The organism is Pseudomonas mandelii (assembly GCF_024138395.1).
GTDB classification, from domain to species: domain Bacteria; phylum Pseudomonadota; class Gammaproteobacteria; order Pseudomonadales; family Pseudomonadaceae; genus Aquipseudomonas; species Aquipseudomonas mandelii_E.
Genome location: NZ_JAMYDU010000001.1, coordinates 214,244 through 226,417 on the forward strand (window position 1 = coordinate 214,244; position 12,174 = coordinate 226,417).

The window sequence follows — 12,174 nt, forward strand, 5'->3', positions numbered from 1 at the left end:
TAGAACTTTCGCAGCAGGTCAGGCTCTATCAGGCCCCCAGGCTCGTGATAGCATCCGCGCTATGAAGTTTTCCGGAAGATTTACCAGTGGCGTGCTGATGCTGATTTCCAGCTGCGCGGCGCTGGCGCAAAGTGAATTGGATGTGAGGATCAAACCGTCCAACGATGAACTGAAGGCCAATATAGAAGGCTATATCGGTAGCCTCGGCGATCGTGATGAAGAAGCCTTGCTGCGCTTCAGTCGCGGCGCCGAAGAACAGGCGCGCAAGGCCGCCCAGGCCTTGGGTTATTACCAGCCGCAAATCGACAGCGACGTGAAGGGCGGCAAGACGCCGCGCCTGGTGCTGACTATCGAACCCGGCGAGCCCATCCATTTGCGCTACGTCACGGTGCGCATCGACGGCCCGGCGGCCTCGTTCAAATCCTTTCGTGTGCCGAAAAGCGACCTGCTCAAACCCGGTGCGGTGCTGAACCATGGCCGTTACGAAGACGCCAAGCGGCTGATCCAGAACCAGGCCTCGCGCTACGGTTTTTTCAGTGGACGTTTCACTCGCCAGAAACTGTTGGTGGACCCGCGGGCCGGCGTCGCCGACATCGAATTAATCTACGACAGCGGCCCGCGCTATGCGCTGGGCAAAGTCAGTTTTGAAGGCGATACACCGTTCGACGAAGACCTGCTGCAACGCATGGTGCCGTTCAAGGCGGGTACGCCCTATGACTCCGAACTGATCGCCGAACTCAATCAGGCGCTGCAATCGAGCGGCTATTTCGAGGGCGTGCGCGTGGATGCGGCGCCGACCGCGTCCAAGGACGAGGTGATCCCGGTGGCGGTCAAACTCGAAACCCGCAAACCACGGACCATGGGCCTCGGTCTGGGCTTTTCCACCGACGTCGGTCCACGGGCCAAAGCCAACTGGACCCGCCACTGGGTTAATCCTCAGGGGCATAGCTATGGTTGGGAGGCGGAGATTTCGGCGCCACGGCAGAACGTCGGGCTGTTTTACGACGTTCCGCTGGACCCACCATTGACCGACAAACTGCGCTTTGCGGGTGGTTATCAGAGCGAAGAAATTGCCGACAAGGACTCCCTTAGCAAGCTGCTGACTCTCGGCCCCGAGTGGCACAGCAAGTTGCCCAGTGGCTGGCAGCGGGTGGTGTCGCTCAAGTGGCAACGCGAGGAATACCAACTCGGTGACGATTCGGGGCTCAGCACCTTGTTGATGCCGGGCGTGAGCTATTCGTACCTGAAAAGCGACAACCGCATCGATCCGCACAACGGTTATCGCCTGCAATTCGAAACCAAAGTCGCCAAGGAAGGATTGGGTTCGGACACCAACCTGATCTACGGCACGGCGCTGGTCAAAGGCCTGACCACGGTCTTCGACAAACACCGCTTGCTCGGCCGGGTGCAGGTCGGCGGCAGCGCCACCAATGGTTATAAATCCGTTCCGCCGTCCTTGCGCTTCTTTGCCGGTGGCGATCAGAGCGTGCGCGGTTACGATTACCAGAGTTTGTCCCCGGAAAACTCTGATGGCGACCGTATCGGTGGCCGCTACATGGTGGCCGGCAGCGTCGAGTATCAATACTCCGTCGCCGAAAAATGGCGGGTCGCAACCTTCATTGACCAAGGCAACTCCTTCAACACACTCGAACTGCCGAACCTGAAAACCGGTGTCGGTATCGGCGTACGCTGGGTTTCGCCGGTGGGGCCGATTCGCCTCGACCTGGCCCACGCGATGGACGACGACGGCGGCATTCGACTGCACTTTTCCATGGGACCTGAGCTGTGAAGCGTGGTTTGAAAATAACGCTGCTGGCGATCCCGGCGCTGCTGATGCTGATCGTGCTGACACTGGTCACCGTACTGGGCACTCCGACGGGCAGTCGCTGGGCACTCGGGTTTGTACCGGGTTTGACTGTGGAGAATTTCCAGGGCCGTTTGGGTGGGCAGTGGAGCGCCGATCATCTGGTGTGGCAGCAGGACAGCAGCAGGGTTGAGCTGAACAAAGCCATTTTCGCCTGGTCGCCGCTGTGCCTGATGCGCATGACGTTGTGCATCGAGCAATTGCAGGCCGAGCAGGTCAGCCTGCAATTCCCGCCGGGCGTGGAAGAGGAAAGCAGTGGCCCGATCAGTCTTCCGGACTTGAAATTGCCGCTGGCCATCGAATTGGGCGACGTCAAAATCGGCCGTCTGCTGTTCAACGGCAGTGAAGAACTCAAAGGGCTGCAACTGGCGGCGCACTGGACCGAGAAGGGTCTGCAGATCGACTCGGTGCACTTGCAACGTGATGAACTGAGCCTGAACCTGTCAGGCCTGTTGCAGTCGAGCGGTAACTGGCCGCTGACCGCTGAAGGCAAACTGACTTTGCCGGCACCGGGTACCGAACCATGGGCATTGGCTCTGAAGGTCGACGGTAATCTGCTGAAAACCCTGAACCTGAAAGCCGACAGCAGCGGTTACCTGAACGGGCAACTTATTGGCGAGCTGCAACCGCTGGTGGAAAACCTGCCGGCCAAAGTGCGCATCACCGCTGACGGCTTCAAGGCCAGCGCTGATCTACCGGACACCCTGCAACTCAATCAACTGGAACTCACCGGCGACGGCGACCTGAAAAACGGTTACCAGTTGCTCGGCAAAGCCACATTGCCCGCAGAACAAGGCCCGGTCGCGCTGTTGCTGCAAGGCAAGGTCGACGCCAAGGGCGCGCAGATCGCCGACCTTGATCTGACGGCCAACGACAAACAAAGCCTCAAGCTCACCGGGCTTGTGGACTGGAGCAAAGGCCTGAATGCTGAAGCGAAAATCGACTGGCTGGATTTCCCGTGGCACCGTCTCTATCCGCTGATCGACGAGCCGCAAGTGGCGCTGCGCAGCTTCAACGGTGAGGTCTCCTATACCGACGGCAACTACATCGGTAACTTCAAAGCCGCACTGGATGGCCCGGCCGGGGCGTTCAGTCTGAACAGCCCGTTCAGCGGCGACTTGAGCAAAATCCACCTGCCGCAATTCAAACTCGAAGCCGGGCAGGGCAAGGCCGAAGGGCACTTGAACCTGCAGTTTGCCGACGGTATCGCCTGGGATACGGCGCTGGACCTCTCGGCGATCAACCCGGCGTACTGGCTCGCGGAGTTGCCTGGCACGTTGGCCGGTCCCTTGCGCAGCAAAGGCGAGATGAAGAATGAAAGGCTCAGCCTGACCGCCGACCTGGACCTGAAAGGCAAACTGCGCGGGCAACCGGCGGTGTTGCAAGCCAAGGCCGATGGCGGCGGCGAGCAATGGAACCTCAGCGCGCTGCAGATTCGCCTCGGTGACAACAGCATCAACGGCCAAGGCAGCCTGCAACAGAAACTCGCCGGCCGGATCGACATCAAGATGCCGCGTCTGGCCCAGCTCTGGCCGCAACTGCGCGGGCAGCTCAATGGCCGGGTCGATGTCGCCGGCACGCTCAAGGCGCCACAAGGCAAACTCGGCCTGCAAGGCACGCAACTGGCCTTCGAAGACAATCGCCTGCAAAGCCTCAATCTGGACGCCACTCTCGACAGCGCTCAGCGGGCGAAGATCGACCTCAAGGGCAGCGGGATTCGGGCTGGTGATACCTCGCTGGGCACGTTGACCGCCAGTGGTCAGGGCGATATTAAAAACCAGAAACTCACCCTCGACCTGCAAGGGCCGAAGCTGAAACTGGCGCTCGGTCTCGACGGCACGCTGGACAAGGGCAATTGGCGCGGGCGTCTAGCCAGTGGCGATATCCAGGCCGGCGGTCAGGACTGGAAACTGCAAAATCCGGCGAAGCTTGAGCGACTGGCGGACGGCAAAATCAACTTCGGCGCCCATTGCTGGGTGTCCGGCCCGGCCAGCCTGTGCGGCGAAGACCAGCGCTTGATGCCCGAGCCGAAGCTGCGTTATCACCTCAAGCAATTCCCGATCGACAGTTTGGCGCAGTGGTTGCCGAAGGATTTTGCCTGGAAGGGCAAGCTCAACGCCGACCTGCAGCTGGACCTGCCGGCCAGCGGTCCGAACGGCCAGATCAGCATCGATGCCAGCGGCGGCACCTTGCGTATGCGCGAGAAGGAGCAATGGCTGGACTTCCCGTACCAGACCCTGAAACTCACCAGCAAGCTCACGCCAAAACGCATCGACACCGACCTCAACTTTGTCGGCGGCAAGCTCGGTGAACTGATGGTTCAGGCGCAGATCAATCCGATACCGAAAAACAAACCGCTGACCGGTTCATTCCGCCTCAATGGTCTGGACTTGTCGGTGGCGCGGCCGTTTGTGCCGATGGTCGAGAAACTCACTGGGCGCCTGAACGGTAGCGGCACGCTGTCCGGTGGGTTGCTGGCGCCGCTGGTCAACGGCAACCTTGAGCTGCGCGATGGTGAAATCTCCGGGCCTGAACTGCCGATGGCGCTCGAAGCCTTGCAACTTCAAGCCGTGATTGCCGGCGAAACCGTGCAACTGAACGGCGGCTGGAAAAGCGGCAAAAGCGGGCAAGGCAGCCTCAATGGCAACATCGCCTGGGGCCAGGCGCTGATGGTGGATCTGGCGCTCAAGGGCTCGCGATTGCCGGTCACCGTCGAACCCTACGCCGAGCTGGAAGTCGCGCCGGACCTGAAGATTTCCATGAAGGACGACAAACTGGCAATCGTCGGCAAAGTGCTGGTGCCCAAGGGTGAAATCACCGTGCGCGAACTTCCACCGTCGACGGTGAAAGTCTCCGATGACACGGTGATCGTCGGTCAGCAGACCGAAGAGGGTAAGCCGCCGATGGCCATGGCGATGGACATCGATGTGGTGGTTGGACAGGACAAACTCAGCTTTGCCGGATTCGGCCTGACCGCCAACCTGCAAGGTCAGGTGCACATCGGCGACAACATGGACACCCGTGGCGAGCTGTGGCTCAACGACGGGCGTTATCGCGCCTACGGCCAGCGACTGACGGTGCGCCGGGCGCGATTGTTGTTTGCCGGTCCGATCGATCAGCCGTACCTCGACATCGAAGCGATTCGCCAGACCGACGACGTCATTGCCGGCATTCGCCTGAGTGGCAGCGCCGAGCAGCCGACCACGCAGATCTTTTCCGAACCGGCGATGAGTCAGGAGCAGGCGTTGTCCTATCTGGTGCTCGGGCGTCCGCTGAGCACCACCGGTGAAGACAACAACATGCTCGCCCAGGCTGCCCTCGGGCTGGGTTTGATGGGCAGTTCGGGTGTGACCAGCGGGTTGGCCAAGGATCTGGGTATTCAGGACTTCCAGCTCGATACCCAAGGCAGCGGCGCCAGCACTGCTGTAGTGGCCAGTGGCAACATTACCGAGAAACTCAGCCTGCGTTATGGCGTCGGGGTGTTCGAGCCGGCCAACACTATCGCCTTGCGCTACAAGCTGAGCAAAAAGGTCTACCTCGAAGCCGCCAGCGGCGTGGCCAGTTCGCTGGACATCTTCTACAAGCGGGATTTCTAGGTCCGCGTTTTCTTCCAGATACCGCGTCGCTCCAATCGCGGGCAAGCCCGCTCCCACAAGGATCTCGCCGAACCTGTGGGAGCGGGCTTGCCCGCGATGGCGTCAGAGTGTTCACCGCAGAATCCATCGCCATTTATCAACCAAATACAAAGCACCCTAACTATTGCGTTGACATTCGCTGCCTAGGCAGTAACATCTCGACATACATTCTCTGCTTAGGCAGCTAATCGGTGGTCAGATGAAACATTTCACCTCATACGATTTTCACAAGTGCCATCTCGGCCTCTTGCTCGGGCGCGCCGCGCTGCTCAAGGACCGGATCATCGACACCCACATGGAACCCCACGGCATCACCGCCGCGCAATTCAAAGTGCTGATCATCATGGCCCAGTTCGGCGTCAATACCCCGGCCGAGCTGTGCCGTCACCTGTCGCTGGACAGCGGTTCGATGACTCGCATGCTCGATCGTCTGGAACAGAAAGGTTTCCTCGCCCGCCAACGCTCCGAGGCAGACCGGCGTCAGGTTCAACTGGTGCTGACCGAACAGGGCCAGCAGCTGACCGACCAGCTGCCGCAGATCGGCGCCGAGGCCATGAATGAACTGGCCGGTGCCCTCACCCCGGACGAATTGAAAATCCTGGAACAGATCCTGAAGAAAATTTTGGTAGCGGCGGGTGACCCGATCACCCTGCAGCGGGTAGGTAGCAATGAACAATAAAAGCCTGCGTGGTGGATTGAGCCTGGTGCTGTTGGCCATGAGCCTCGCCGGTTGCGCCAGTTACAGCGGCCTGACCACCGAAGGCGTCAGCCTCGATGCGAAAAATCTCAAGGTCGGGCAATCCCTCACCGGCGTGACCCTGTCGCCCGCCGCGTGGCCAAAAAGTGACTGGTGGAAAAGCCTCGGCGACCCGCAACTCGACGGTCTGATCCGCGAAGCCTTGCACGACAGCCCCGACATGCAGATCGCCGACGCCCGCGCCCACCAGGCCAGCGCCGCTGCCTATGCCGCCGACGCCGCGCGGATGCCGACCCTCGATGCCAGCGCCGGCGTCAGCCGTTCGCGTCTGGCTCGCGATCAGGACCCGAGCGGGCAGGGTGGCACCTACTCCACCGTGCGCAACGTGGGTGCCAGTTTCAATTACAACTTCGACCTTTGGGGCGGTCAGCGCGCTGCCTGGGAAGCCGCATTGGGCCAAGCCCGTGCCGCCGAAGTCGATCAGCAAGCCGCGCAGCTGACCTTGTCCGCTGACGTCGCCCGTGCCTACAGCGATCTGGGGCAGGCACATATCATCCATGACTTGGCCAGCGAAGACCTCAAGCGCACCCAACAAATGCTCGACCTCAGTCAGCGTCGTCTGAGTTCGGGGATCGACAGCCAGTACCAATTCCAACAGACCGAAAGCCTGGAAGCCAGCGCCGAAGCCAGCCTGATCGACGCCGAGAAACGCCTGCAAAGCGCGAAAATCGCCTTTGCCGTGCTGCTGGGCAAAGGTCCCGATCGTGGTAACGAAATCACCCGACCGAAAGTTCTTCAGGCAAGCGCCGTGGCTTTGCCGTCGGTGCTGCCGGCGGAATTGCTCGGTCGTCGCCCGGACTTGGTGGCGGCACGCTGGCGGGTTGAAGCCGCGAGCAAAAACATCGCGGCGGGCAAGACCCGGTTCTACCCCAACCTCAACCTGAGCGCGGTGGCGGGTGTCGAGTCGTTGCTGGGCGATGCGATGTTTGGTTCAGCGAGTCGTTTCTTCAACGTCGCGCCGACGATCTCGGTGCCGATTTTCGACGGTGGCCGTTTGCGTGCCGACCTCGATTCCCGTGACGCCGATTACGACCTCGCGGTGGCGCAGTACAACAAAAGCCTGGTGAAAGCCCTGGGCGATGTCAGCGACACCATCAACCAGTTGCGCGATATCGGCCGGCAAATCGGCGCCCAGCAGCACGCCACCGACATTGCCCAGGATTCTTACAACACCGTGGTCCAGCGTTACGGTTCCGGCATCGGTAACTACCTGGACGTGCTCAGCATCGAGCAGCAATTGCTCCAGGCCCAGCGTCAGCTGGCCAACCTGAATGCCGAGCAGATCGACCTGTCGATTCAACTGATGCAAGCGCTGGGCGGCGGCTTCCAGGGCGAAACCCTGACCGCGGCCAACGCAACCCCAGCCACGCAGCACAACTAATTCAAGGTACCCGTCATGGCCACTGTCGATACATCCCAAGCCCCTGACAACGCTCAAGACACGAGCAATCCACGCAAACGCAAAGTGATGCTGTTTGTGCTAACCATCGTGGTATTCCTCGCCGGGCTCGGCGTCTGGGGTTATCACCAATTTTACGGTCGCTGGAACGAAAGCACCGACGACGCCTATGTGAACGGCAACGTGGTGGAAATCACTCCGTTGGTTACCGGCACCGTGGTTAGCATCGGTGCCGACGATGGCGATTTGGTCCACGAAGGCCAGGTGCTGATTAACTTTGACCCGAACGACGCTGAAGTCGGTCTGCAAAGTGCCCAGGCCAATCTGGCTCGCACTGTGCGTCAGGTTCGAGGCTTGTACAGTAATGTCGACGGCATGAAAGCCCAGGTCAATGCGCAACAGGCCGAAGTGCAGAAGGCTCAGGACAACTTCAATCGCCGGAAAAACCTCGCCGCTGGCGGGGCGATTTCCCAGGAAGAATTGTCCCACGCCCGCGATGACCTGACCTCGGCGCAAAACGCCCTGGCCAACACCAAACAACAGCTCATGACCACCAGCGCGTTGGTCGATGACACCGTGGTGTCGTCGCACCCGGACGTGATGTCCGCCGCCGCACAATTGCGTCAGGCCTACCTGACCCATGCCCGCAGCACCTTGATCGCGCCGGTCACCGGTTACGTTGCCAAACGCAGTGTGCAACTGGGCCAGCGGGTCCAGCCGGGCACCGCGCTGATGGCGGTGATCCCGCTGGATCAACTGTGGATCGACGCCAACTTCAAGGAAACCCAACTGCGTGACATGCGTATCGGTCAGCCGGTAGACATCGAAGCCGACCTTTACGGCAGCGACGTCAAATACAGCGGCACCATCGACAGCCTCGGTGCCGGGACCGGCAGCGCGTTTGCCTTGCTGCCGGCGCAAAACGCCACCGGAAACTGGATCAAGATCGTGCAGCGGGTGCCGGTGCGGATTCACATCAACGCCGAAGAGCTGGTCAAGCACCCGTTGCGGGTCGGCCTGTCGACTCAGGTCGATGTCAACCTGCGTGACCAGAGCGGTCCGGTGCTGGCGCAACAGTCGCCGCAAAAGGCCTCGTTCAGCACCAGCGTCTACGACCGTCAGTTGGCCGAGGCCGACGCGATGATCACTCAGTTGATTCACGACAACAGCGTCGCGGTCAACAAAACCGCGCACCGCTGATTCGCCATCACACCGGCCCTGTGGGAGCGAGCCTTTGTGGTGAGGGGGCTTGCCCCCGCTCGGCTGCGAAGCAGTCGCAAAGCTTTCGGGGTCGCTTCGCGACCCAACGGGGGCAAACCCCCTCACCACAAAGGCTTGCTCCCACAAGGTCAGCTGCGTCAGTAACAGGCGCTGTGCCAATCAGGTTTCAAAGGATTTGCGATGAGCAATAACGCGTCTTTCACGCCGCCCAGCCTCCTGCTCAGCACCATCGGTCTGTCGCTGGCGACCTTCATGCAGGTGCTCGACACCACCATCGCCAACGTGGCCTTGCCGACGATTTCCGGCAATCTGGGTGTGAGTTCGGAGCAGGGCACCTGGGTCATCACCTCGTTTGCCGTGAGCAATGCCATCGCGCTGCCGCTGACCGGTTGGCTCAGCCGGCGTTTCGGTGAGGTAAAGCTGTTTCTTTGGGCGACGATACTGTTCGTGCTGGCCTCGTTTCTGTGCGGTATTTCAACCTCGATGCCAGAGCTGATCGGCTTTCGGGTGCTTCAAGGCCTGGTGGCCGGGCCGTTGTATCCGATGACGCAGACGCTATTGATTGCGGTCTATCCGCCCGCCAGGCGAGGCATGGCCTTGGCATTGCTGGCGATGGTCACGGTGGTGGCGCCGATTGCCGGGCCGATTCTCGGCGGCTGGATCACCGACAGTTATAGCTGGCCGTGGATTTTCTTTATCAACGTGCCGATCGGGATTTTCGCGGTGATGGTGGTGCGCCAGCAACTCAAGGCGCGGCCGGTGGTGACCAGTTACCAGCCGATGGATTACGTGGGTTTGATCACGTTGATCATTGGCGTGGGCGCGTTGCAGGTGATCCTCGACAAGGGCAATGACCTGGACTGGTTCGAGTCGAATTTCATCATCATCGGCGCGGCAATTTCAGTGATTGCGCTGGCGGTGTTCGTGATCTGGGAAATGACCGACAAGCATCCGGTGGTCAATCTGCGGCTGTTCGCCCACCGCAATTTCCGCATCGGCACCATCGTGTTGGTGGGCGGTTACGCCGGGTTCTTCGGCATTAACCTGATCCTGCCGCAATGGCTGCAAACCCAAATGGGCTACACCGCCACCTGGGCCGGATTGGCTGTGGCACCGATCGGTATTCTGCCGGTGCTGCTGTCGCCGTTTGTCGGCAAGTACGCGCACAAGTTCGACCTGCGACTGTTGGCCGGTGGCGCGTTCCTCTGTATCGGTTTGAGTTGCTTCATGCGCGCCGGGTTTACCAATGAAGTGGACTTCCAGCACATCGCCCTGGTGCAGCTGTTCATGGGCATTGGCGTGGCGCTGTTCTTCATGCCGACCTTGAGCATTTTGATGTCGGATTTGCCACCGAGCCAGATTGCTGACGGCGCAGGGCTTGCGACCTTCCTGCGAACCCTGGGCGGTAGTTTTGCGGCCTCGTTGACCACCTGGATCTGGATTCGCCGCGCCGATCAACACCATGCATATTTGAGTGAAAGCATCACCACGTATGAGCCGGCGACCCGGGATGCCTTGAATGCGTTGGGCGGGGCGGGTAACCCGGCCTACGCGCAACTGGATCATGTGCTGACGAGCCAGGCGTACATGCTCTCCACCGTGGATTACTTCACGTTACTGGGGTGGGCGTTCATGGGATTGATTCTGCTGGTGTGGCTGGCGAAACCGCCGTTTGCGGCGAAGGCGGGGCCGGCCTCGGCAGGCCACTAAGCCCGGACGATCGTTCCCACGCTCCGCGTGGGAATGCCTCAACGGACGCTCCGCGTTCGGCTCTGGAAGGGACGCAGAGCGTCCCGGGCTGCATTCCCACGCAGAGCGTGGGAACGATCAGGCAGGTTCTTTTGTTTGGCTGTCAGTTTACGGGTGCTGCCAATTGCGGTGGCGGGGTGAAGTCGAAAGGCGCCAACGCAAACCCTTGCTCATCCACCTGCAACGCCCAACCCTGACGATCCCAATCCCCCAACACAATGCGTTTGGCCGCCTGCTCGCCAATCTGCAACTTGTGAATGGCGGGGCGGTGGGTGTGCCCATGGATCAAGGTTTTCACTCCATAGTGCTGCATGATCCGCGGCACTTCTTCCGGCGTGACATCAACAATGTCATTGGCCTTCATCCGCGTCTGCGCCCGGCTTTCGCTGCGCAGCTTGCGCCCCAGTTTATGGCGAGTGCGCAAGGGCAGGTGCCGCAGGATAAACAGGGTGATCGGGTTGCGCAGGTAACGCCGCAGCTTCATATACGCTTCGTCGCGGGTGCAAAGGCTGTCGCCGTGCATCAATAGCACCGGCTCGCCGTAAAACTGCACGACACTCGGGTCCTTCAGCAATGTACAGCCAGCCTGTTTGCAGAAGGCCTTGCCAAGCATGAAGTCGCGATTGCCGTGCATCAGAAAAATGGCCGTGCCGCTGTCGCTGAGTTCGCGCAGGGCCTGGCAGATGGAACGCTGGAACGGCGTCATGGCATCGTCGCCAATCCACGCCTCGAAAAAGTCGCCCAGAATGTACAACGCACTCGCCGAACGGGCGCGTCCAGCGAGCAAATCCAGAAACGCCCGGGTAATGTCCGGGCGCTCCTCTTCCAGATGCAAGTCTGAAATCAGCAGTATCACTCAATGATCTCGGCTTTCTCGATGATCACGTCTTCTGCTGGTACGTCCTGGTGGCCGGCTTTGGAAGTCGTGGCCACGCCTTTGATCTTGTCGACCACGTCGGTGCCTTCAACTACTTTGGCGAATACGGCGTAGCCCCAACCCTGAGCGGTTTTGCCGCTGTGGTTCAGGAAGCTGTTGTCAGCCACGTTGATGAAGAACTGGGCGGAAGCCGAATGCGGCTCCATGGTGCGGGCCATGGCCACGCTGTACTTCACGTTCGGAAGGCCGTTGTCGGCTTCGTTCTGGATGCTTGGGCGCTTGTCTTTCTTTTCTTTCATGCCTGGCTCGAAACCGCCGCCCTGGATCATGAAGTTACCGATGACGCGGTGGAAAACAGTGTTTTCGTAGTGACCGGCTTTGACGTACTCGATGAAGTTGGCCACGGTGATCGGGGCTTTTTCGGCGTTCAGTTCCAGGACGATGTCGCCGAAGTTGGTAGTCAGTTTGACTTGGGTCATGATCTGTACTCTTTAAGGAATTCGTGGGTTTCGGGCGTGTTGACCCTCAACCAGTCCGGCCAGTGTTGGCCAAGGCACGCAGTTTAGCGTGCCGGGCGCGAATTTCGAGGCTGTTTTTCATTGGCAACCGATTAAATGCAACCGATTGCCGGCCTGCTCTGTCAGCCACTTGACAGCATCGGCTATGATAAGC

Annotated in this window: 8 protein-coding genes; 6 read left to right on the plus strand and 2 right to left on the minus strand. The window is 60.3% G+C overall.

Annotation, left to right across the window (positions count from 1 at the left end; all coding sequences use genetic code 11):
* Nucleotides 1-61: 61 nt before the first annotated feature.
* The 6 genes from NHU87_RS00890 (at nucleotide 62) to NHU87_RS00915 (ending at nucleotide 10,586) form a co-directional block, all read left to right on the plus strand.
* A complete protein-coding gene (locus tag NHU87_RS00890; RefSeq protein WP_253544840.1) occupies nucleotides 62-1,789 on the plus strand; it encodes an autotransporter assembly complex protein TamA in 1,728 nt (575 codons plus the stop codon).
* Nucleotides 1,786-5,460 carry a translocation/assembly module TamB domain-containing protein gene (locus tag NHU87_RS00895; RefSeq protein WP_253544841.1) on the plus strand — a complete coding sequence of 1,225 codons (3,675 nt, stop codon included), beginning with the start codon at nucleotides 1,786-1,788 and terminating at the stop codon, nucleotides 5,458-5,460. Before NHU87_RS00890 ends, NHU87_RS00895 begins: the two co-directional genes overlap by 4 nt.
* 238 nt (nucleotides 5,461-5,698) lie before the next feature.
* A complete protein-coding gene (locus NHU87_RS00900) occupies nucleotides 5,699-6,178 on the plus strand; it encodes a MarR family winged helix-turn-helix transcriptional regulator (RefSeq protein ID WP_253544842.1) in 480 nt (159 codons plus the stop codon).
* A complete protein-coding gene (locus NHU87_RS00905) occupies nucleotides 6,168-7,637 on the plus strand; it encodes an efflux transporter outer membrane subunit (RefSeq protein ID WP_253544843.1) in 1,470 nt (489 codons plus the stop codon). Before NHU87_RS00900 ends, NHU87_RS00905 begins: the two co-directional genes overlap by 11 nt.
* Nucleotides 7,638-7,652: 15 nt before the next feature.
* The gene (locus tag NHU87_RS00910) at nucleotides 7,653-8,855 is read left to right on the plus strand and encodes an efflux RND transporter periplasmic adaptor subunit (protein WP_253544844.1); all 1,203 of its coding nucleotides are present in this window, start codon (nucleotides 7,653-7,655) and stop codon (nucleotides 8,853-8,855) included.
* Between the two features lie 201 nt (nucleotides 8,856-9,056).
* Nucleotides 9,057-10,586 (plus strand): DHA2 family efflux MFS transporter permease subunit, encoded by a 1,530-nt coding sequence (locus NHU87_RS00915; protein ID WP_253544845.1) that lies wholly within the window; start codon nucleotides 9,057-9,059, stop codon nucleotides 10,584-10,586.
* 142 nt (nucleotides 10,587-10,728) lie between these two features.
* Here NHU87_RS00915 and lpxH read toward each other — a convergent pair whose 3' ends face one another.
* On the minus strand, nucleotides 10,729-11,481 hold the full coding sequence (lpxH, locus tag NHU87_RS00920) for a UDP-2,3-diacylglucosamine diphosphatase (protein ID WP_253544846.1): 753 nt from the start codon (nucleotides 11,479-11,481) through the stop codon (nucleotides 10,729-10,731).
* Nucleotides 11,478-11,981, minus strand: a complete 504-nt coding sequence (locus NHU87_RS00925) for a peptidylprolyl isomerase (RefSeq protein WP_253544847.1) — start codon at nucleotides 11,979-11,981, stop codon at nucleotides 11,478-11,480. The genes lpxH and NHU87_RS00925 overlap by 4 nt, the downstream gene beginning before the upstream one ends.
* Nucleotides 11,982-12,174 lie beyond the last annotated feature (193 nt).